General features: G+C 72.9%; 22 protein-coding genes, 1 tRNA gene and 1 pseudogene. 16 read left to right on the top strand and 8 right to left on the bottom strand.

Annotation, left to right across the window (positions count from 1 at the left end):
- Window positions 1–8 precede the first annotated feature (8 nt).
- The 9 genes from BTM25_RS14430 to BTM25_RS14390 all read left to right on the top strand — a co-directional run bounded on the left by BTM25_RS14430 (window position 9) and on the right by BTM25_RS14390 (window position 8,863).
- Entirely contained in the window at window positions 9–587 is a 579-nt protein-coding gene (locus tag BTM25_RS14430) for a TerD family protein (protein WP_103563421.1), read from the top strand.
- A 44-nt stretch (window positions 588–631) separates the two neighbouring features.
- Entirely contained in the window at window positions 632–1,741 is a 1,110-nt protein-coding gene (locus BTM25_RS14425) for a DUF475 domain-containing protein (protein ID WP_103563420.1), read from the top strand.
- A gap of 36 nt (window positions 1,742–1,777) precedes the next feature.
- Window positions 1,778–2,356 (top strand): TerD family protein, encoded by a 579-nt coding sequence (locus BTM25_RS14420; RefSeq protein ID WP_103563419.1) that lies wholly within the window; start codon window positions 1,778–1,780, stop codon window positions 2,354–2,356.
- A gap of 146 nt (window positions 2,357–2,502) precedes the next feature.
- Entirely contained in the window at window positions 2,503–3,672 is a 1,170-nt protein-coding gene (locus BTM25_RS14415; RefSeq protein WP_103563418.1) for an HpcH/HpaI aldolase/citrate lyase family protein, read from the top strand.
- The gene (locus BTM25_RS14410; RefSeq protein ID WP_103563417.1) at window positions 3,669–5,048 is read left to right on the top strand and encodes a phosphoribosyltransferase family protein; all 1,380 of its coding nucleotides are present in this window, start codon (window positions 3,669–3,671) and stop codon (window positions 5,046–5,048) included. The genes BTM25_RS14415 and BTM25_RS14410 overlap by 4 nt, the downstream gene beginning before the upstream one ends.
- Complete coding sequence (locus BTM25_RS14405; protein ID WP_103563416.1) at window positions 5,045–6,199, top strand: cysteine protease StiP family protein; 1,155 nt, start codon at window positions 5,045–5,047, stop codon at window positions 6,197–6,199. The genes BTM25_RS14410 and BTM25_RS14405 overlap by 4 nt, the downstream gene beginning before the upstream one ends.
- On the top strand, window positions 6,196–7,011 hold the full coding sequence (locus BTM25_RS14400; RefSeq protein ID WP_103563415.1) for an HAD family hydrolase: 816 nt from the start codon (window positions 6,196–6,198) through the stop codon (window positions 7,009–7,011). Before BTM25_RS14405 ends, BTM25_RS14400 begins: the two co-directional genes overlap by 4 nt.
- A gap of 44 nt (window positions 7,012–7,055) precedes the next feature.
- On the top strand, window positions 7,056–8,351 hold the full coding sequence (locus BTM25_RS14395; protein WP_103563414.1) for an MGH1-like glycoside hydrolase domain-containing protein: 1,296 nt from the start codon (window positions 7,056–7,058) through the stop codon (window positions 8,349–8,351).
- A 17-nt stretch (window positions 8,352–8,368) separates the two neighbouring features.
- Window positions 8,369–8,863 (top strand): hypothetical protein, encoded by a 495-nt coding sequence (locus tag BTM25_RS14390; RefSeq protein WP_103564634.1) that lies wholly within the window; start codon window positions 8,369–8,371, stop codon window positions 8,861–8,863.
- Window positions 8,864–8,866: 3 nt separating this feature from the next.
- Here the strand turns inward: BTM25_RS14390 and BTM25_RS14385 are convergent, their stop codons facing one another.
- A complete protein-coding gene (locus tag BTM25_RS14385; protein ID WP_168212116.1) occupies window positions 8,867–9,118 on the bottom strand; it encodes a YtxH domain-containing protein in 252 nt (83 codons plus the stop codon).
- Window positions 9,119–9,271: 153 nt separating this feature from the next.
- On the opposite strand from BTM25_RS14385, the gene BTM25_RS14380 reads away from it, so the two are divergent.
- A tRNA-Asn gene (locus BTM25_RS14380) sits at window positions 9,272–9,344 on the top strand.
- A 448-nt stretch (window positions 9,345–9,792) separates the two neighbouring features.
- Here BTM25_RS14380 and BTM25_RS14375 read toward each other — a convergent pair.
- A complete protein-coding gene (locus BTM25_RS14375) occupies window positions 9,793–10,326 on the bottom strand; it encodes a hypothetical protein (RefSeq protein ID WP_103563412.1) in 534 nt (177 codons plus the stop codon).
- 478 nt (window positions 10,327–10,804) lie between these two features.
- Between BTM25_RS14375 and BTM25_RS30940 the strand changes: the two are divergent.
- Window positions 10,805–11,860 (top strand): annotated as a pseudogene (locus tag BTM25_RS30940) (LysR family transcriptional regulator); the annotation flags it as partial.
- A 116-nt stretch (window positions 11,861–11,976) separates the two neighbouring features.
- Here the strand turns inward: BTM25_RS30940 and BTM25_RS14365 are convergent.
- Window positions 11,977–12,819: an alpha/beta fold hydrolase gene (locus tag BTM25_RS14365; protein WP_103563411.1), complete on the bottom strand. Its 843-nt coding sequence runs from the start codon at window positions 12,817–12,819 to the stop codon at window positions 11,977–11,979.
- Window positions 12,820–12,891: 72 nt separating this feature from the next.
- Here BTM25_RS14365 and BTM25_RS14360 point away from each other — a divergent pair, with 72 nt between their 5' ends.
- Window positions 12,892–13,476 (top strand): TetR/AcrR family transcriptional regulator, encoded by a 585-nt coding sequence (locus tag BTM25_RS14360; RefSeq protein ID WP_103563410.1) that lies wholly within the window; start codon window positions 12,892–12,894, stop codon window positions 13,474–13,476.
- Window positions 13,477–13,557: 81 nt separating this feature from the next.
- Here the strand turns inward: BTM25_RS14360 and BTM25_RS14355 are convergent, their stop codons facing one another.
- Both BTM25_RS14355 and BTM25_RS14350 read right to left on the bottom strand, forming a co-directional pair.
- A complete protein-coding gene (locus BTM25_RS14355) occupies window positions 13,558–13,884 on the bottom strand; it encodes an antibiotic biosynthesis monooxygenase family protein (protein WP_103563409.1) in 327 nt (108 codons plus the stop codon).
- Between the two features lie 117 nt (window positions 13,885–14,001).
- Complete coding sequence (locus BTM25_RS14350) at window positions 14,002–14,445, bottom strand: MarR family winged helix-turn-helix transcriptional regulator (protein ID WP_103563408.1); 444 nt, start codon at window positions 14,443–14,445, stop codon at window positions 14,002–14,004.
- A gap of 249 nt (window positions 14,446–14,694) precedes the next feature.
- Here BTM25_RS14350 and BTM25_RS14345 point away from each other — a divergent pair, with 249 nt between their 5' ends.
- Together BTM25_RS14345 and BTM25_RS14340 are read left to right on the top strand one after the other, a co-directional pair.
- On the top strand, window positions 14,695–14,913 hold the full coding sequence (locus tag BTM25_RS14345) for a hypothetical protein (protein ID WP_103563407.1): 219 nt from the start codon (window positions 14,695–14,697) through the stop codon (window positions 14,911–14,913).
- Between the two features lie 284 nt (window positions 14,914–15,197).
- A complete protein-coding gene (locus tag BTM25_RS14340; RefSeq protein WP_103563406.1) occupies window positions 15,198–15,527 on the top strand; it encodes a histone-like nucleoid-structuring protein Lsr2 in 330 nt (109 codons plus the stop codon).
- Window positions 15,528–15,820: 293 nt separating this feature from the next.
- Here the strand turns inward: BTM25_RS14340 and BTM25_RS14335 are convergent, their stop codons facing one another.
- The 3 genes from BTM25_RS14335 to BTM25_RS14325 are packed head-to-tail and all read right to left on the bottom strand — an operon-like array spanning window position 15,821 to window position 18,914.
- A complete protein-coding gene (locus BTM25_RS14335) occupies window positions 15,821–16,543 on the bottom strand; it encodes an ABC transporter permease subunit (protein WP_103563405.1) in 723 nt (240 codons plus the stop codon).
- A complete protein-coding gene (locus BTM25_RS14330) occupies window positions 16,540–18,000 on the bottom strand; it encodes a DUF1349 domain-containing protein (RefSeq protein WP_103563404.1) in 1,461 nt (486 codons plus the stop codon). Before BTM25_RS14330 ends, BTM25_RS14335 begins: the two co-directional genes overlap by 4 nt.
- Window positions 17,997–18,914, bottom strand: coding sequence for an ABC transporter ATP-binding protein (locus BTM25_RS14325; protein WP_103563403.1), 918 nt, complete (start codon window positions 18,912–18,914; stop codon window positions 17,997–17,999). Before BTM25_RS14325 ends, BTM25_RS14330 begins: the two co-directional genes overlap by 4 nt.
- Before the next feature lie 87 nt (window positions 18,915–19,001).
- On the opposite strand from BTM25_RS14325, the gene BTM25_RS14320 reads away from it, so the two are divergent.
- Both BTM25_RS14320 and BTM25_RS14315 read left to right on the top strand, forming a co-directional pair.
- Window positions 19,002–20,135 (top strand): sensor histidine kinase, encoded by a 1,134-nt coding sequence (locus BTM25_RS14320; protein WP_103563402.1) that lies wholly within the window; start codon window positions 19,002–19,004, stop codon window positions 20,133–20,135.
- Window positions 20,132–20,821 (top strand): response regulator transcription factor, encoded by a 690-nt coding sequence (locus BTM25_RS14315; protein WP_205648116.1) that lies wholly within the window; start codon window positions 20,132–20,134, stop codon window positions 20,819–20,821. Before BTM25_RS14320 ends, BTM25_RS14315 begins: the two co-directional genes overlap by 4 nt.
- Window positions 20,822–20,842 lie beyond the last annotated feature (21 nt).

The raw sequence follows: 20,842 nt of genomic DNA, 5'->3' as shown, positions 1-20,842 counted from the left end.
AGTCGATCATGGGAGTATCGCTCGCCAAGGGCGGCAACGTCTCGCTGACCAAGGCCGCCCCGAACCTCACGCGCGTGTCGGTCGGGCTCGGCTGGGACGTCCGGGCGACGACCGGCGCCGACTTCGACCTGGACGCGTCCGCGCTGCTCCTGAACGGCTCCGGCAAGGTCATCTCCGACCACCACTTCGTGTTCTTCAACAACCTGCGCAGCCCCGACGGCTCGGTCGAGCACACCGGCGACAACCTCACCGGTGAGGGCGAGGGCGACGACGAGTCCATCAACGTGGACCTGTCGGCCGTGCCCGCCGAGTGCGAGCGCATCGTCTTCCCGGTCTCGATCTACGACGCGGAGAACCGCGGGCAGAGCTTCGGCCAGGTCCGCAACGCGTTCATCCGGATCGTCGACCGCTCCGACGACAACGAGCTGGCCCGGTTCGACCTCACCGAGGACGCGTCCACCGAGACCGCCATGGTGTTCGGCGAGCTGTACCGGCACGGCGGCGAGTGGAAGTTCCGCGCCGTCGGCCAGGGCTACGCCTCCGGTCTCGCCGGGATCGCCCTGGACTTCGGCGTCAACGTCGGCTGACCGCCGGCCGCGCAGCCCGCCCCGCATCGACAGAAACCAAGGCCATGATCCTTCGCACCTTCCGGTGGTCGTTCCTCCTCACCCTCGTCGGCCTCGCCGTCGCCTTCGTGTACGACAAGGGGAGCGGGCTCGCGCTCGTCGCCGTCCTGGCGATCCTCGAGGTGTCGCTCTCGTTCGACAACGCCGTGGTCAACGCCAAGGTCCTCGACCGGATGGCGCCGTTCTGGCAGAAGATCTTCCTGACCGTCGGCATCGCGATCGCGGTGTTCGGCATGCGGCTGCTGTTCCCGCTCGTCATCGTCGGCGTCACCGCCAAGCTCGGCCCGGTCGAGGCATTCGACCTGGCGCTGAACGATCCGTCGCGTTACCACCACCTGATGAACGACGCGTACCCGATGATCGCGGCGTTCGGCGGGATGTTCCTGCTGATGCTCTTCCTGGACTTCGTGTTCGAGGAGCACGACGTCCGGTGGCTCGAATGGGTGGAGAAGCCGCTCTCCCGCATCGGCAAGCTCGACCAGCTCTCCGTCGTCGTCGCGGGCGGCTCGCTCGCGCTGGTCGCGGGCCTGTGGGCCGAGCACTCCGGCGAGGTGATGATCTCCGGCGTCCTCGGCATGGTCACCTACATCCTCGTCAACGGCCTCGGCGAGCTGTTCTCCGAGCCCGAGGACGTCGCCGAGGAGGCGGCCGACGACGCCCCCGCCCGGTCCGGCGGGCCGTCCGCGCTGGCGCTGGCGACCGGCAAGGCCGGCTTCTTCCTGTTCCTCTACCTGGAGGTCCTGGACGCGTCGTTCTCCTTCGACGGCGTCATCGGCGCGTTCGCGATCAGCACCGACCCGATCATCATCGCGCTCGGCCTCGGCATCGGCGCGATGTACATCCGGTCGCTGACCGTCTACCTCGTCCGCAAGGGCACGCTGCACGAGTACGTCTACCTGGAGCACGGCGCCCACTGGGCCATCGGCGCGCTCGCCGCGTGCATGCTCGTCAGCATCGCCCACCACGTCCCCGAGTGGCTGACCGGCGGGCTCGGCGCGGGCCTGATCATCGCGGCGTTCGTCAGCTCGGTGCTGCGCAACCGGACGTCGGACGCCCCGACCGTCCAGGTCGGCCCGGGCGCCGACGAGGACAACCTCCATTCGACCGGGGTCTGACCCCGCCTGATCCCCCCGCGAGCGAAGGAGCCGACGATGTCGATCTCGCTGCAGAAGGGCCAGCGCGTGTCGCTGGCCAAACCCGGCGGCGGCGCGCTGAGCCGCGTCCGGATGGGCCTCGGCTGGGACGCCGTCGCCAAGCGCGGCCTGTTCGGCAAGGGCAAGTCGCAGAACATCGACCTGGACGCGTCCTGCCTGCTGTTCGACGCGAGCCGCAACCTCGCCGACGCGGTCTGGTTCCGCCAGCTCCGCAGCAAGGACGGGTCCGTCCTGCACACCGGCGACAACCTGACCGGTGAGGGCGCGGGCGACGACGAGGTCATCAACGTCGACCTGGCGTCCGTTCCGGAGAACGTGACGCAGCTCGTGTTCACCGTGAACTCCTTCACCGGCCAGGACTTCTCGCAGATCGCCAACGCGTTCTGCCGTCTCGTGGACGAGACCACCGGCCAGGAGCTGGCCCGCTACGACCTGACCGGCGCGGGCCGCCACAACGCGCAGATCATGGCGAAGGTGACGCGCGACGGCGCGGGCTGGGCGATGACGGCGATCGGGGCGACCGCGACCGGCCGCACCTTCCAGGACCTCCTCCCGGCGGTGTCGGCGCACCTGTAGCGATCGGGCGCGGCTCCCGGGCCGGCGGGCGGCCCGGCGTTCCCCGTTCACGGGGGCCGCCGGGCGCCTGACCTCGGCCTCGGCACCTTTACCCTGATATCTGCCCGATCAGGGCGGGAGCGTTCGACCCGGGGGGACCCACGTGCATGCGGCACTTTGACCATATTGATGCGGCGCTGCGCAAGCACCTGTTCTTCCGGCATCCCCGACGCTTCGACCGGCACGACGACCCGGCCGTCCTCGCGGTCGCGCTCGGCGCCACGCTCTACAGCCCGGCCGTCCGGCCGAACCTGGCCGACGACATCGGGAAGGCGGCCCGCGCCGGGGTGACGAGCCTGGTCGTGTGCCTGGAGGACTCCATCGCCGACGCGGACCTGCCCGCCGCCGAGGAGAACGCCGTCCGGCAGCTCCGCGCGCTGCACGCGGGCGCTCTCGGCGGCGAGGCGGAGGCGCCGCTGCTGTTCCTGCGCGTCCGGCACCCGTGCCAGATCGGGGACCTCACCGCCCGGCTCGGGGACGCCGCCGAGCTGATCACCGGGTTCGTCCTGCCGAAGTTCACCGCCGCGACGGGCGGCGCGTACCTCGACGTGCTCGCCGAGACCGGGGAGCGCACCGGGCGGCGGCTGCTGGCCATGCCGGTGATCGAGAGCCGCGACGCCGTCCACGTCGAGACCCGCCGCGCGATGCTCCGGGACGTCGCCGAACTGCTCGCCAAGCACCGCGACCTCGTCCTCGCCGTCCGGATCGGGGCGACCGACCTGTCCTCGGCGTACGGGCTGCGGCGCCCGCCGGACCTGTCGATCTACGACATCGCGCCGGTCGCGGGCGCGATCTCCGACATCGTCAACGTGCTCGGCCGCGCCGACGGGACGGGCTTCGTCGTCACCGGCCCCGTCTGGGAGTACTTCTCGGCGGGCGAGCGGATGTTCAAGCCGCAACTGCGCGAGTCCCCGTTCCTCGCCCAGCGCGCCGCGCCGCTGCGCCGCAGCCTGATCGTGTCGGACGTGGACGGCCTCATCCGCGAGGTCCACCTCGACAAGGCCAACGGCCTGACCGGCAAGACGGTCATCCATCCGTCGCACGTGTCGCCCGTCCACGCCCTGTCGGTCGTGACGCACGAGGAGTACTGCGACGCCGCCGACATCCTCGGCGTCGCCGGGGGCGGCGCGATGGCCAGCGCGTACGCCAACAAGATGAACGAGGCCAAGCCGCACCGCGCGTGGGCCGAGCGGCTGATGCTGCGCGCGCGGGTGTTCGGCGTGGCGGCGGAGGGGGTCACCTTCGTGGAACTGCTCGACGCGGCGGGGAGCCGGTGAGCGGGCGCGGCCGGTGGCCGGGCGAGTGGGTCGCGCACCGGCTCGGCGTGCGGACGGTCGACGGCGCCGCGCCCGGCGGCGTCCGGCTCGGCGAGCTGACCGGGCTCGCCGTCCGCCGCAACCCGCGCCGCGCGCACCTGCTCGTGTCGGGGGTGCTCGGCAAGCACGTCCCGGCCGATCCCCGGATCGTCCACGGCGCGGGCCTGCTGCTCGGCGAACTGGTCCGGCTGCGGCTGCGCGGCCGGGAGAGCACCGCCGGCCAGTACGGGCCGCTGCTGGCGAACGCGCTGCACGGCACGCGCGGGTCGGCGGCGGCGCTGCGCGACCGGCTGCGCGAGCCGAAGGGCGCCGTGGACGCCGTCGTCCTCGGATACGCCGAGACCGCGACCGCGCTCGCGCACTCGGCCGCCGACGCGCTCGGCGGCGCCACCTACCTGCACTCGACGCGCCGCCACGTGCCCGGCGTCGTCCCCTACGGCGGGTTCGAGGAGGAGCACAGCCACGCGACCGGGCACCTGCTGCTGCCCGCCGACCCGTCCCTGCTGGACCGGGACGTGCCCCTGGTGCTCGTGGACGACGAGATGTCCACCGGCCGGACCGCTTTCAACACTCTGCGGGCGCTGCACGCCGTCCGGCCCCGCGACCGGTACGTCCTCGCGTCCCTGGTGGACGTGCGCGGCGAGGCGGACCGCGTCCGGATGCGCAACCTCGCCGGGGAGCTGAACGCGGGCATCGACGTCGTCACGCTCGCGACGGGCCGCGTGGAGCTGCCGCCCGGCGTGCTGGACGCCGCGCAGGCCGTCGTCGCGGAGATGTCCGGCCGCGACCGCGCGCCCGACTTCCGCGTGGACCACGGCGCGGTGCGGGTCGGGCTCGGCTGGCCGCCGGGCCTGCCCGAGGGCGGACGGCACGGCTTCGCGCCCGCCGACCGGCGGCGCCTGGAGAAGGAACTCGCGCCGATGGCGGCCGTGCTGGCGTCCGCGCTGCCCGCCGGGGCGTCGCGGGTGCTCGTCCTCGGCACCGAGGAGTTCATGTACGTGCCGCTGCGGCTCGCCGAGGCACTGGCCGACGCGCTGCCGTGGACGACCGTCCGGTTCTCCACGACGACGCGCTCGCCCGTCCTCGCGGTGGACGACCCCGGCTACGCCATCCGCACCCGCCTGGTGTTCCCCGCGCACGACAACCCGCCGGACGGCGCGACGAAGCGCTACGCCTACAACGTCGACCCGGGCGGCGACCCGTCCCGCGCGTTCGACGCGATCGTGCTGCTCGTGGACGACCAGGGCGACACGCCCGACCTCGTGGACGGCCTGCTCGCCGTCCTGCGCACCCTCGCCCCCGTCGTCCTGGCCGCCGTCCCCGGAGCCCGCCCATGAACCGGCCGCCCGACCACGCCCCCCATGACCCCCACCCGAACCGGCCGCTGCGCGGTCCGGAGTTCGGCAGTTACGCGGCCGAGGAGGTCGGCTGGCTGCTCACCGACCTGTCCGGTGCGGCGCTGGAGGCGCCCACCGAGGACCGTGAGGCAGCGATCCAGGCGGGCCGCGCCCACTACGCCGAGTCGCTGCCGATCGAGTACCGGCCCGGCGCCGCGTACCGGAAGCTGTTCGAGGAGGCGCTGGACGCGTCGGCGGACCGGCTCGCGCACGCCGTGGGCCTCGTCGGGGAACTGGTGCTGGACGCGCGCGGGCCGGGGGCCGTGCTCGTGTCGCTGGCGCGCGCCGGGACGCCCGTCGGGATCCTGCTGCGCCGCTGGGCGCGGTTCGCGCACGGGCTCGACCTGCCGCACTACGCGATCAGCATCGTCCGGGACCGGGGGATCGACGCGGTCGCGCTGGACCACCTCGCCGCGCACCACGACCCCCGCTCGGTGATCTTCGTGGACGGCTGGACGGGCAAGGGCGCCATCGCGCGCGAACTCGCCGCCGCGCTAAACGGAACAATGTTCCGGCCGGATCTGGCCGTCCTCGCCGACCCCGGGCGCTGCACGCCGCTGCACGGCACCCGCGACGACTTCCTCGTCCCGTCGGCGTGCCTGAACTCGACCGTGTCCGGGCTGGTCAGCCGGACGGTCCTCAACCGTTCCCTGATCGGGCCGGGCGACTTCCACGGCGCCAAGTTCTACGCCGAACTGGCCGCCGAGGACGTCTCGGCCCGGTTCCTCGACGCCGTCACGGCCCGCTTCCCGGCCGTGGCGGGCCGGGTCGCCGCCGACGCCCCCGCGCTGCTCGCCGCCGACCGGTCCGCCGACTGGTCGGGCTGGGCGGCCGTCCGGCGCATCGCGGCCGAGTACGACGTGACCGACCTGAACCTCGTCAAGCCCGGCGTGGGGGAGACGACGCGGGTGCTCCTGCGGCGCGTCCCGTGGAAGGTCCTCGCACGCGCCGACGCGGGCGCCGAGCTGGCGCACATCCGGCTGCTCGCCGACGAGCGCGGCGTCCCGGTGGTCGAGGTGCCGCCGGACGCGCTCCCGTACGCCTGCGCCGGCCTGATCCATCCGCGGTTCGCGGGAGGCGCGGCGCAGTGACCGTCCTCGTGTGCTCCGACCTGGACCGGACGCTCATCTACTCCACCGCCGCCTTCGGCAACGGCCCCCTGCCGGAACTGGAGTGCGTGGAGATCTACGACGGCGCGCCGCTGTCCCACATGACCAGGACCGCCGTCCGGGAACTGGCCGCGCTCGCCGCCGAGACCGTGTTCGTGCCCGTCACGACCCGCACGCCCGAGCAGTACCGCCGCGTCCGGCTGCCCGTCGCGCCGGCCTACGCGATCTGCGCCAACGGCGGGCACCTGCTCGTGGACGGCGTGGACGACGCCGCCTGGTCCGCCGCCGTCCGGTCCCGCGTCGCCGCCGGGGCAGCCCCGCTCGCCGAGGTCGCCGCGCGGCTCTCCGGCGGGGACTTCGTGCTGCGCCGCCGCACCGCGTCCGATCTGTTCGCCTACGCCGTCGTGGACCGCGCCGCGCTCCCCGCCGGCTGGATCGACGACCTCGCGGGCTGGTGCGCCGAGCGCAACTGGCGCACCTCGCTCCAGGGCCGCAAGGTCTACTGCCTGCCCGCCGGGCTCACCAAGGCCGCCGCCGCGGCCGAGGTCGCCCGCCGCACCGGCGCGACGGTGACGCTCGCGGCCGGTGATTCGCTTCTCGACCGTGACCTTCTGGACAGCGCGGACGCCGCCGTCCGCCCCGCCCACGGCGAACTCCACACCGCCGGCTGGACGGGCGCGGACGTCACCGCCGCCGCCGGGATCCTGGCCGGGGAGGAGATCGTCGGCTGGTTCCGGACGCGCGCCGCCCGGGAGATCGCCCGAAGGGACTCGCGCGTTACGCGCGATCCGTAGAGAATCGCGGTAAATCATCCGGAAGCCGAACGGGGGTTCGCGCGCTGTTCAGGGACGTCCGGCCGATCGGCGACGAGACCGCGCTGTGGGACTCCGCGGCGCGGGTTCTGGACGCCAACTGGACGGGACGCGCGACCGCCCCGTCCCCCGGCCTCTACCCCCACCAGTGGGGCTGGGACTCGTTGTTCGTCGCTCTCGGCCTCGCCCGGCACCGCCGCGACCGCGCCGAGCAGGAGCTGCTGTCGCTGTTCGCGGGCCAGTGGTCGGACGGGTTCGTCCCGCACATCGTGTTCAACGACGACCTGCCGCGCGCCGCGTACTACCCGGGGCCCGAGCTGTGGCGCAGCGCCGCCGACCCGCGTGCGCCGCGCGCCGTCCGGACGTCCGGGCTGATCAACCCGCCGCTGCACGCCCTCGCCGCGCTGCGCCTGCGCGACGGCGAGCGCGGCCGTTCGTTCCTCGCGCGGCTCTACCCGGCGCTGGCGGCCCATCACCGCTACCTCGCGTCCGTCCGGGACCTGGACGGCAGCGGGCTCATCGCGATCTGCCACCCGTGGGAGTCGGGGCAGGACAACAGCCCGGCGTGGGACCGTCCGCTCGGGGACCTGCGTCCGCCGCCCGCCGCGTACGCGCCGTCCCATCCGCTGCACGGCCCCGCCACCGGAGAGGACCACGATCGGTACGCGTGGCTCGCGGCCGTCCTGCGGGACGCCGGGTACTCGCCCGGCCACCTGCGGGACGAGCATCCGTTCGCGGTGCAGGATCCGCTGGTCAACGGCACCTACCTGGCGTCGTTGCACGCGCTCGCGGAGATCGCCTCGCTTGTCGGGGCGGATCCCGTCCCGCACCGGGAGGCCGCCGGGCGCGTCCACGCCGCCCTGCTGGAACGCCTGTGGGACCCCGCCACCGGGTGCTTCCGCGCGTACGACCTGCGCGGCGGACGGCCGCTGCCCGTCGTCACGATCGCGACGTTCGGGCCGCTGCTGGACCCCGACCTGCCCGCGCCGATCCTGCGGCGCCTCGCGGACCTGCTGCTGTCCTCGCGGTTCGCCGGGGCCGCCGGGTATCCCGTGCCAGCGTGCGACGTCCAGGCCCCGGCGTTCGACCGGGGCGGGTACTGGCGCGGGCCGACGTGGATCAACACCAACTGGCTCGTCTGGCACGGCGCCTGCCTCCAGGACCTGCCGGTCGTCGCGGAACTGCTGCGCGGGGCGACGCTGCGGCTCGTCCGGCAGTCCGGGTTCCGCGAGTTCTTCGACCCCTTCGACGGGACGGGACGCGGCGGCCACGACCACAGTTGGTCGGCGGCGCTCGTCCTGGACCTCCTCGGCGCGCGGTGATCGCCTACCGTGTGGGCATGCGCTTGTCCCGGCACCGTCTGCCCGCGTCCGCCCGCGACGTCCTCGCCCTGGAGCGGGGGGAGCGCGTGCTGGCCTTCGCGCCCACGCGGGGCGGCTCGCACGTCGTCGCGACGTCCACCGCCCTGCACCTGCCGGTCGTCTCCGGCGGGACGGCGCGGATCCCGTGGGAGCGGATCGAGCAGGCGTCGTGGCGGGACGGGCGGCTGCGCGTCCAGGAGATTTTGGGCGGCCCGGAGCACGAGATCGGGCTCACCGACGCCGGATCGGTGCCGGAGACGGTCCGCGAGCGCGTGACGTCCACCGTCGTCGTGAACCACCAGGCGCCGCTGCCCGGCGGCGGCTCGGTGCGGATCGCGGGCCGCCGCCCGGCGACGGGGGGCGAGGTGCGGTGGTCCCTGCAGTTCGACGCCGGGGCCGACCCGAGCGACCCGGGGCTGCGCGCCCAGGCCGAGCAGATCCTCACCGAACTGCGCGAACGCACCGGCCTCTGAGGATCAGGCCGGCGGCACCGCGACGGGCCCGGGGGCGTCGTCGTGCCGGTGCCGGAGCGCGTCGGCCTTCTCCTTCGCGGCCCCGGCCAGGCCGGCGCCGCGCTCCTTCAGCGTCCCGGCCGTCTCCCGGACGGTCGGGCTGCCCGAGAACTTCGCCCAGCCCGTCCTGATCTGCTCGTACCGCTCGCGTCCGGCCTTGGCCCCGAGGACGTACCCGACGGCGGCTCCGGCGAGGAACGTGGTGCGGATCTTCATGTCCACCTCCGCTCGACTGCCCTGCCCACCCGTCCCTACCCGCCCCGGCCCGCTCCATCCCGCGCCCGCCGGATATGCGTGCGCGAACCGCTCGCGGGATGCGCTAACCTAATCGTGCCCGCAGGGGACCGCAGGTCCCGCAGGCAGAAGCGATCCCGCGTAGCTCAATTGGCAGAGCAGCCGGCTGTTAACCGGCAGGTTATTGGTTCGAGTCCAATCGCGGGAGCTGACACTCACGACGAGAACTTCGGTCCTGTCGGTCATCGGCCGACAGGACGCGCAGACCATCAGCAGACCCCTCCCTGGGCACAGGGAGGGGTCTGCTGCTGTTCGTGCTGCGCATGCGCCGCCCGCGTGGACGTCCCCGCGGGGTGGTGCCGGGCACGGACAGAGCGGGCTTAGCGCGGCGTCTTCCCAGCCGGCACAGACCACCGCCGACCCCCAGCGCTCGTTCGAAGTCGCCGCAACGCTCGCCGTCGCCGCACTGACGCGCGACCAGCTCACCGCCGCCCGGCAGCTCCGGAAGGCCATGGCGGCGGTGCTGGTGGCATGACGGGACGTGTGCTGGGAGCGTGGAGCACTTGGTCCTGTCCCGCCAGTTCGACCGCGGCGTCGATGCAACGACCGTTCGGAACCACGCGACGTGCCCTTGTGGGGTTGTGGCAGACGCGTGGTCAGGTAGCGCGGATCCGGAAGGACTCGATGCGGTCGTTCATGAACGAGCCGACCCATCCTTGCAAGGTGCAGCCGCAGGGGTTGTGCTGCTCCCAGATGTCGTAGTCGCCCTGCTGAAGCGACAGGTCGTAGCCGGCGACATGGTTGCAGTCGTTGTAGGAGTTGAAGCCCGAGATTTGGTTCGTCCAGTCGTCATAGACGTTGATGACGTAGCCCTGGGCATCGCACGGGCCGTATTTGCCGAGGACACGGGTCAGCTTGGGCGGATTGTTGTTGGCGTTCCAGAACCATTCCATGAGCAGCGTGTCCGACGCCGCGCTCTCTGTCATGCCCGCCCGGCGGGTCGCGGTGGCCATGTCGTCGGCGCACTTGTGGGAGAGGACGGGGGACGCCTTCCCCGGAGCCGCCTTGCCGACGACCATCACGCAGTACCGGCCGGACTGGTCGTTCGCTGTCGCCGCCGTCGCCGTTCCGGCGCCGGCGAACAAGGGGAGGAACCCCAGCAGAAGCGCTGCGACGTGCTTCTTTCGCATGTCAGAAACCCTTTCCATGCCACCGGCGGGCGGTTCCCCGCCGGATTCGCTGCGCACAGAGCGCCGACCTTGATTTTGGGCCATTGCGCACGGCCAGGGAAGGAAAGTGCGATGACGATTAGTGATTGACACATAATGGAACGTTTATCGTCGCAGGCAAGTCGGGTCTGCCGGGGGAGTTGAGGTGTCCCGTCCGGCCGAATCCTTCCGATTCTGGACTTAGGTTTCCGGATATGGCGTCATGTTCGGATCAGCTCTTCCGCCGGGCCGGCTCGGCTCTTGAAGGACGACCGTCCGTGGAGGCGTCGAGAAGGGGGCCGGGCATGGCAGCCCAACCGGTTGACGGCTTCGACTTCGCGTACGTCGGGCTTGACGGCGTCGATGATGGACGACCACGGCAGGGGGAGAACGACGGGAGCAGGCGGCGGGTCTGCTGGCCGCATGGCGCAGGCTGCAGCCCTGGTCGTCCGCGGGGGCCATGAAGCGGATGCGACCTGCGACGGCGTTTCGCCGGATGCGCTTGATGAGAGCAGCGTGGACCCTGCGATCCGGACATGGGATGTGTCCGCGCACCGGGCGCGCGATAAATGGTTCGCCTGGGCGTGGCCGGGCCCTTAGCATGCCGTCGAACAGAGCAGCCCGCGGTGGTTCTGCGCATGGTGTCATCAACGGCAGGCACGTGATTTTCGATATGGACATGCGCTCGGCGGCGACCGTGCATCAGCTTCGGCTGTTCCTGGTCCTCGCGGAGGTACTGCACTTCGGCCGGGCGGCGGCCCGGCTGTACATGAGCCAGCCCGCGCTGAGCCGTCAGATCCAGGTGCTCGAGCAGCGGCTCGGCGTGCCGCTGGTCGAGCGGGGACGTCGTGTGCGGCTCACTGCGGCGGGGCGGCTTCTGCTGCCCAAGGCGCTGGCGGTTGTGGAGGCGATGGACGATCTCCAGCGGACCGCCGCCGAGCAGGAGCGCTCGGTGCGCGGACGGCTGGTGGTCGGCACGGTCGGCGCGGAGGCGGCTATGCCCTACACCCGTGCCGTTCTGGACCGGCTCCGTGAGAGCAACGCGGGCTTGGCGGTCGAGACCCGGCTGCTGAGTTTCGTCGACCAGTTCCGGGCCCTGGAGGCGGGCGAGGTCGACGTGGTGTTCGCCCGGCCGCCCGTTCCGGACGGCATCGAGTCATTCACCCTGTCGGTGGAGGGCCGGATCGCCTGCCTTTCCGCAGACAGTCCGCTGGCGGATCGTCCGTTCCTGAAAACGGTGGATCTGGCTGATCTCCCGGTGGTGTCCTTCCCTGCCGACTGCCCGCAGGAGTGGCGAGAATTCTGGTCGGCGCTGCCACGTCCCCATGACGGGACGGTCCATTATGGGCCGGTCGTGCGCGACATCGAAGGCCTGATGCTCACCGTCGCCTCCGGGCACGCGATGGCGTTCCTGCCCGCCGCCGCGCGGACGATGTTCCCCCGCCCCGGGGTCGTCTATCTCGACGTCGTCGACCTGGAGCCGTGCACCGCCGCCCTGACCTGGGCGGCGCGCAACCGGGACAACCCCAATGTGGCAATGTGGCGGCGATCCGGCTGGCGGCCCTGGGACGTCGATGACCCTCTTCATCGGCGGCGGGGTCGGTGTCTCGGCCGTGGACCGTGGTGTTCTGGTCAGGGGTGGGCGCCGGTCTCGGCGAGAAAGTCCTGGAGGATCTGCGCGAGGCGTTCGGGCTGGTCCTCGGGGATGAGCGTCGCGCTGTCGGCGACCTCGATCAGGCGGCCCTGCGGGAGGAGTTCGGCGAGGCGCCGGCCGTGGTCGCGCGGCATCATGCCGTCCTGCTCTGCCCACACGACCAGCGCCGGACGGTCGAACGTGCGCAGCGCCTCGCTCCAGGCCAGCAGCGTGCGGCGCGGCGGGGCGCCGGTGCCGAAGGCGCGCAGGTCGCGTCGGATGGCGCGGCTGCGGCGGGCGGGCTCGAACCAGGCGTCCAGGACGTCGTCCGGGATGCGGGTGCGGCTGAGGACGCCCCAGGTCCTTCGGCCGTGCCGGAACAGCGGCGTGCGCAGGAGCTGCATGAGCAGCCACGTCCCGCCGGGCGCCCGGATCAGCAGGGCGGCGGGCCGCACCTGCGGCGGCGGGAAGTTGTCGAAGGCCTCGCACGCGACGAAGACCATCCGGCCGACGCGGTCGGCGCGGCCGAGCGCGACGACGAACTGCGGGCCGCCCCAGTCGTTCATCACGAGCGTCACATCTTGCAGGTCCAGGGCGTCCAGGAAGTCCGCCAGGATCTTCGCCTGGCCTCCCTGCGACAGGTCGGTGCCGGGCCGCATGGGCGTGCGGTGGCCGCCGAGCGGCAATGTCGGCGCGATGCAGCGGACGCCGTGCAGCAGCGGTATCACCTTGCGCCACTGCAGGTGGTTCATGGGGAAGCCGTGGGTCAGCACGACGACCGGGCCGGGCCCGCCGGTGTCGGTGTAGTCGATGGGTCCCGCCGGGATCTGGACGGTGGGCATGCGCACACTCCCTTGAACGATCGTTCAAGTCAGGACTACCATGATCGGCACGCAGAGGGAAGAGGTGGAGGCATGGCCGGGTCCAAAGGTGACACTCGCGAGCGCATCGCCAGGGCGGCCGGCACGCTGTTCCGGCGGCAGGGGTACAGCGCCACCGGGCTCCAGCAGATCGCCGCCGAGTCCCGGACGCGCATCGGGTCGATCTACCACTTCTTCCCCGGCAAGGACGCCCTCGCCGAGGACGTCGTCCGTACCGGCGGCGCCGCCTACGGCGCGATGGTGCTCGCCCTGCTGGAGAACGGCCCCGATGACCCGGTCGAAGCGCTCGGCGCGGCGTTCGCGCAGGCGGCCGACGACCTGGCCGCGTCCGACTACGCCGACGCGTGCCCGATCGCGACGATCGCCCTAGAGGTCGCCAGCACGAACGATCCCCTGCGCCGCGCGACGGCCGACGTCTTCACCGCCTGGCTCGACGCGCTGGCGTCCTGGTGCCGACGAATCGTCACCGATCCCGACGCCGCCCACGACCTGGCGACCGCGATCCTGACGTCCTTGGAAGGCGCCTTCATCCTGAGCCGAGCCCTGCGCGACCCCGCCCCTCTCCTGGCCGCCGGCCGCTCCCTCACCCGCCTGGCAACGGCAATGCGCACCGACTGACCCGGCCCACGGCGCGACCGTTCGCCCGGGCCTCGTTCAGCCCGCGTCCATGCCCGGCGTGGCGTCCGCAGGGGTCCGGGGTCAGCGCGCCGCTTCGTGGACGGCGACGACTTCGTAGAGGTGGTCGTCGTGTTCGGCCAGTTCGCGGGCCTTCTCGATGTGGACGCGGCACTGCGGGTCGGTCAGCATCGCCTTCCAGGCGTCGGGAGTCGTCCACTGGGCGTAGTTGACGACGCGCAGGCCGTCGGCGCTGGCGTGGAAGTTGGCCGAGTGGAAGCCGGGCATCTTGGCGATGTGGTCCTCGGTGGCCCGCAGGAGGACGTCGAGCAGGGCCTGCTGCTTGTCCGGGGTCGTGGTGAACACGTTGATCATCGTGGTGAGTCCGGAGTCCTTCTGGATGGTGGTCATGATGACGTCCTCCTTCGGGGAGCCCCTGCTCAGCCCGTCGTGGATGCGGGACGGCCGGGGATCGGCGTGTCTCCCGACACATTGCCCCGTGGACGATGATACGTCAAGACCTTGACATCAAGTCTCGTCGGTCAGGGACTCGGCGCAGGTGTAGAGGGCGCTCAGGAGGTGGGCGCGTTGGCCGGCCGTCAGGGTCGCGACCATCCGTTCCTCGACTGCCAGGACGTCGCCGGCCGCCGCTTGTACGGCCTGCCGTCCGGCGTCGGTGAGCGTGACGGGCCGTGCCCGGTGGGGGACCTCGGCGACGTGCACCAGGTCGCGGCTGCGCAGATCGGTGAGGATCTGGTGCATCGCCTGGCGGCTGACGAACGCGCGCCTAGCCAGTTCGGCCGCCGAGGCGCCCGGGTGGCGGAGCGCCACCTCCAGGCACGCGTACTGGGCCACCGTCAGGTCGTGGGGCGCCAGCGCCGTGGTGAGCGCCGTGCGCAGCACGGCGTCGACCATCTTCAGCACATAGCCGGGCCGCTGCTCAAGCGGCCGGGATCCGCTCGCGTTGTCCATGTCAATAGCTTGACATATGACCGCGACCTGGGGGCCTCGGGGTGGGAGTGCGCCGAGGGTCGGCCAGCCGGGTCGAGCAGCGCGGCGCCGGGCGCGGTCGCTGTCCGTCCGGGCTCGCGCAGCGGACTGCCCCGACCGTCCACGAGCGGCCTGACCTGTCGTCCGAGTAGAGGTCGGCGGCGTCATCCGGCCGGTGCCTGCGTACGCCATTCTGCGCGAACGTCTGGAGCCGCGCGGGCGATCGGCCGGGTGAAGGACGAGGCGACCGCAGCGGAATTCGCCGCCCGCGTCTATCTCGACGCCGACGATTTCGCGGCGGCGCTGCCCATTTTCCTGCGCGCCGGGGAACTGGAGGAAAGCAGCGGCGACCCGAGACGCCGGGTCCGGGGCGGTGCACTCGTGCTCACCTGCGGCCGATGCCCGCGGATTCCGCGTACGGCCCTGCCGCCGGGCCGGGAGCGCGGGTAGCCCCGGCAACGCCCGGAGAAGCTCATGCGCGGCATGGGCGGGGTCCGTGGTGCGATGCCGGTGCTTCGGTTCTCTTCGGTCGTGCTCAATCGGGCGTCCGTGTGAACGCTTTCATTGGTCCGGTGAGTTGTCCACGAACCTTTCCGGTCGCCGGGGCCGCGTAAGGGAGGACTTGCCTCTTGCAGGGGTGAGATTTTCGTGACAGCCCCAGGTGAATGAATGTGTCGCCATCGCGGCGCGTACCGTCTATGCTGCGATCAAACCCCGCTTGGAAGGATTTCCGCATGGCACAGAAGGTCAAAGTCCTCCTCCTTGACGACATCGACGGAGGCGAGGCGGACGAGACCGTCGGCTTCGGGCTGGACGGCGCGTTGTACGAAATTGACCTGAGCGACAAGCACGCCACCGAACTCCGCGACATCCTGGAGCCGTTCGTCCGGCACGCGCGCCGGGCGCGTCCGAAGAACGCCCAGGGTGTGCGGCCTGCGCGGACGCAGTCGAACCGTGACCGGTCCGCCGAGATCCGGGAGTGGGCCAGGTCGCGCGGCCTCCAGGTCAACGACCGCGGCCGTATCCCGGCGACCGTGATCGAGCAGTACGAAAACGCCCATTAGGGTCGGCCGGTAGATTGGCCACCGGCCGTCCCGTGGCCGGTCGCGCCGAATTGGACGCTGCCGCCCGGCGGTGATCGAGCCGTGTGCGCATGGCGCGATCACCGGCCGGCGTTGAAGTACCGGTCGGTGAATTCGCTGGTCACGCTTATGCGCCACCGGCCCGGAGATCACGCGCGCCTTTGTCGCCGGCGCCGGGACGGCTCCCCGGCGGCGTTGCCGCGCGCCGAACTCGACAACGCGGCCGACGACGATCGCCGGTCCGGCGGGCCGCCCCCGGGACGGCCCGCCGGGCGTCAGGCGTCCCGGCGGAGCAGCGCGACGGTCCCCACGGCGAGCGCGGCGGCGGCCCACGCGGCGAGGACGGCGAGCCCCTTCCACGGCCCGATCGCCAGGCCGTCCACGTGCAGCGACCGTACGGCGAGCCCCGCGTTCATCGGCGTGATCTGTTCCAGATGCCGCCGCCAGGCCGGGTCCCGGACGAGCGGGACGAGCACCGGCGACAGATAGAACAGCCCGAGCACGAGCCCCGACGACGCCGCCGCGTCCCGGACCGCGCACGCGACCCCGAGCGCGAGCAGCGCGACCAGCACGAGAAAGAGCACCGAGCCGGCCGCCGCGCGCAGCACCGCGCCGGAGAGGGCGAGGTCGAGGCCGAGCCACCGTCCGGCCAGCAGGGCGCCCGCCGCCGCGACGGTCCCGGCCAAAGCGACCGGCCCGCCGAGCACGACGGCCTTGGCGGCGAGCACGGCGCCCCGGCGCGGCGTCGCGGCGAACGTCGTGCGGATCATGCCGGTCGCGTACTCGGCGCCGACCGGCAGGGCCGCGAGGACCGCGATGACGGCCGGTCCGAGGTCGAGGCCGGCGAGGGCCGTCCGGCCCGGGTCGGCGCCCGCCTTCGCCGCCCCGGCGGCGACCGCGCCGAGGCCGACGATCACGACGACCAGCACGACCGGGGCGAGCAGGACCCCGCCGCCGGTGCGGAGTTTCGTCCATTCCGCGTGCACGGCCCGCCTCACGCGTCCCTCCGGCGCAGCAGAATGACCGCCGACCCGAACGCCAATGCCGCCCACCCGCAGAGCACCGCGAACCCCACCCACGGGGCGAGCGGGTAATAACCGGCGGCGGGTGTGTAGTTGCTCCACACGTGCCCGTAGCGAGGAAGCGTCTGCTGCACCGCGAACCCCGCAGCGGGGCTGACCCGCAAAACCCAGTTCGCGGCCCCGGACGGCAGCACGGCGCTCATCGCGAGGATGTACGGGATGACGATCAGGACGACGATGCCCGTCACCGCGACCGCGCCGCGCCGCAGCACCGTCCCGGCGCCGAGCGCCAGGATCGCGGCGGCGGCCAGCAGCAGCCCGGTGCCCGCGACGGCCCGGACCTCGGTGAGCGCGGGCACGGTGAAGATCGCGTAGCCGTCGGCCCGGACGCGGTGCTCCCCGACCCGGACCGCGACGAGCGCGGCGGCCGTCCCGACCGTGAACGCGACCGCCCCGAGCACGACGGCCTTCGCCGCGAGCACCCGGCCGGGATGCGGGCTCGCGGCGAGCGTCGTGCGGATCATGCCGCGCCGGTACTCGGCGGTCATGGCCGTCGCCCCGAGGACGGCGAGCGCGATCAGCCCGGCGAACGCGCCGACGAGGAACGCCTCGACCGGGAAGGCGTTGCCGAGCGCCGGGCCGCCCACGAGCGGGGCGATGTCCCCGGCGCCGGTCAGGGTGAACGTCCCGCCCGCCGTCCGGAGCCCCGGCCGCATCTCGGCCCGCATCCCCGGGCCGTAGGGGTCGCCGCCGAGCTGCTCGTCCCGCCACGCGCCGCCGAACGCCCCGCGCGCGTCCACATGGTCGAAGACGGCGGTGGCGACGGCCGGGTTCTCGGTCACCGAACGCCCGCTCGTGCGGAAGGACGCCGGGGACGTCGCGAACATCCCCGTTTCGACGACGCCCGAACGAACCCGCGCGGTACCGATCGTCGTCCAGCGCACGCCGTCGGCGGACTCGGACCCGGTGACGAGCGCGCCCGTCCGGACGAGCCGAAGCCAGCGCGGCCCGGAGCCGGGCCGACCGGCCCGGTCGTGGGTGAAGTCGTGCTGCATCCGCGTCCCGTGCGCGCCGGTGAGCAGGACGGCGGCGTAGGACGACCCCGGCCGCGTCCCCGCCTTCACGAGGATGCCGCCTTTCGCCCACGGCATGGCGCCCGCGCCGTCCGCCCCGGTGAGAGAGGCGAGACGCACGGTGAGGCTTCCATCACCACTGAGCGTCCGGTGGACGAAGAAGAACGCGTCGCTCACCGCCTCCCCGCCCGGCCCGGTCGGCAGCGGCGGCACCGGGCCGTGCGGCAGTTTGGTGCCGCCCGTGCCGAGCAGCCCGACCAGGACGGTCGCGAAGAAGGCGATCAGGACGGCGGCGACCCAGCCCCGGACGGTCCGGAACTTCGTCCACTCCGCGTGCAGGAGCCGGGCGAAGACCGTCACAGCGCGGCCCCCCGGTACTCGACGGCGTCGCGGGTGAGGGCCATGTACGCCTCTTCGAGCGTCGCGCGGTGCTCGGCGACCTCGGAGAACGGGACGCGCTCCGCGCCGAGCACCGCCACGACGCGTTCCGCCGCGAGGCCCGCCGCCGACAGCGCGTCGTCCCGGACGGTCACGGCGGCCCCCGCGCGCTCCAGCGCGTGCGCCGCGTCCGCCGGCGCCGTGGTGCGCACGAGGACCCGTCCGCCGCCGGCGGTCGCGAGAAGGTCCGCGACGTCCGCGTCGGCGAGGACCCGGCCGCGCCCGACGACCACCACATGCCGGGCGATCCCCTGCAACTCGCCCATGAGGTGCGTGGACACCAGCACCGCGCGGCCCTCGGCGGCCAGCGTCTCGAGCAGTCCCCGGATCCAGACGAAGCCTTCGGGGTCCAGGCCGTTGAAGGGCTCGTCCAGCAGGACGGCGCGCGGATCGCCGAGCAGCGCGGCGGCGATCCCGAGGCGCTGGCGCATGCCGAGCGAGTAGCCGCCCGCCCGGCGCCGCGCCGCCTCGGTCAACCCGGCGAGCGCCAGGACCTCGTCCACCCGGCGGGCGCCGAGGCCCTGCGAGTGCGCGAGCCACAGCAGGTGGTCGCGGGCGCGGCGGCCCGGCTGGAGGGCCCCGGCGTCCAGCAGCGCACCGACGTGCGTCAGCGGACGCGGCAGGCTTCGGTACGGCCGCCCACCGATCAGGGCCGTCCCGGCGTCCACGGTGTCCAGTCCGAGGATCGCGCGCAGTGTCGTGGATTTCCCGGCCCCGTTCGGGCCGACGAAGCCGGTGACCCGTCCGGGGGTCACGGCGAAGGTCATGCCGTCCAGCGCGAGGGTGCGCCCGTAGCGCTTGCGCAGATCGGTGACCTCGATGGTCGCGTCGTTCATGCCGGAGAGGTTCGCGCCGTGGTCGTAACGCGGGCCGAACGACGGCCGTCACACCGCTGTTAGGCGCATCGGTGCATTCTGGACGGCATGCGTACGGTCAGGCAGCGTTTCACCGCGCTCTACAGCGCCGTGTTCCTCGGCTCGGCGGCGGTGCTGCTGCTGATAGCGAACGTGGTGGCGTCGAACCGATCCGCCGCCGTACGGACGGCGCCGGACGGTTCAGCGTCCGTGCCGACCGTCCGGCTCGCCGAGGCGCAGGCGCGGATCGCCACGTTGCAGGCCCAGCTCAACGCGCAGGAGGCCGACACCGCCCGGCGGCTCGTCGTCGGATCGGTGGTCGCGCTGGCCGTGATGGCGCTGGCGTCGCTCGTGCTCGGCCGGTTCGTCGCGGGCCGCGTCCTGCGCCCGCTGCGCGCGATGACGGCCGCGACCCGCCGCATCTCGGCCGACAACCTGCACGAACGGCTCGCCGTGCGCGGTCCCGACGACGAGGTGAAGGGCCTCGCCGACACGATCGACGCGCTGCTGCACCGGCTGGAGGGGGCGTTCGCGGCCGAGCGCCGGTTCGTCGCCAACGCGTCCCACGAGCTGCGGACCCCGCTGGCGACGATGCGGGCCTCGCTGGACGTCGCCGCCGCGAAGCCGGGCCGGGTTCCCCAGACCGTCGCCCTCGCCGACCGGCTGCGCACCGAACTCGACCAGATGGACCGGCTGCTCGAAGGGCTGCTCATGCTGGCCCGCGCGCAGAACGGCGACCTGCCGGAACGGACGGCCGTCGTACTGGGGCGGGTCGTGTCCAGCGCCCTCGATGCCCGCGCGGACGAAATCGCGGCACGAGGGTTGGACGTTCAGGCCACGGGCGACGACGTGCGCGTCCGGGGCAACCGCACGCTCCTGCTGCGCATGGCCGACAACCTCATCGACAACGGCATCCGGCACAACGACCCGGGCGGTTGGATGCGGGTCGCTGTGAGCGGCGACGCAACGAAGGCCGTCCTTGTGGTGGAGACTGGCGGACGGGAGCTGGACCCCGCGCGGGTCGCCGAGCTGGGCCGTCCCTTCCGCCGCCTCGGCGGGGACCGGATCGGGGCGGGCAGCGGGCTCGGGCTGTCGATCGTCCGCGCCGTCGCCGCCGCGCACGGCGGCGCGCTGGAGCTGCGCGCCCGGCCCGGCGGCGGGCTCCGGGCCGAGGTCGCGCTGCCCGCCGGGACGCCGGCGTGAGGGTGCTCGTGGTCGAGGACGCGCGGACGCTCGCCGACGTCGTGGCCGAGGGCCTGCGCGACCAGGGCATGGCCGTGGACGTCGCGCACGACGGGTTGGACGCCGCCGTGAAACTGGACGTCAACGCCTACGACGTCGTCGTCCTGGACCGGGACCTGCCCGGTATCCACGGCGACGCCCTCTGCCGGATCATCACCGAACGACATGAGCGCGTCATGGTGCTGATGCTGACGGCGGCGGCGTCGCCGGGAGACCGGGTGAGCGGGCTCGGCCTCGGAGCCGACGACTACCTCACCAAGCCGTTCCACTTCCCGGAGCTGGTGCTGCGCGTCCGGTCGCTGGCGCGGCGCCAGCCGTCCGCGCGGTCCCGCACGCTGCGCGCGGCCGGGATCGAGCTGGACCCGCTGCGGCGCCTCGCGACCCGCGACGGGCGGCACCTCGATCTTTCGGTCAAGGAGTTCGCGGTCCTGGAGGCCCTGCTGCGCGCGAGCCCGGCCTTCCTCAGCACCGAGGACCTGCTCGAACAGGTCTGGGACGAGAACGCCGACCCGTTCACCAACACGGTCACGGTGACCGTCGGCCGCCTGCGCCGCAAGCTCGGCGAGCCCCCGGTGGTCAGGACGACGCCGGGCGTCGGCTACCGGGTCCTCGGGGCGGCCGACGAGAATGTCGGAGGCGGCCGGTAGCTTGGAGTGACTGAAAGATCA

This window comes from Actinomadura rubteroloni (assembly GCF_002911665.1).
Taxonomy (GTDB): Bacteria; Actinomycetota; Actinomycetes; order Streptosporangiales; family Streptosporangiaceae; genus Spirillospora; species Spirillospora rubteroloni.
Note: the sequence above shows the minus strand (reverse complement) of the source record. Positions and strands in the feature narration are given on the sequence as shown.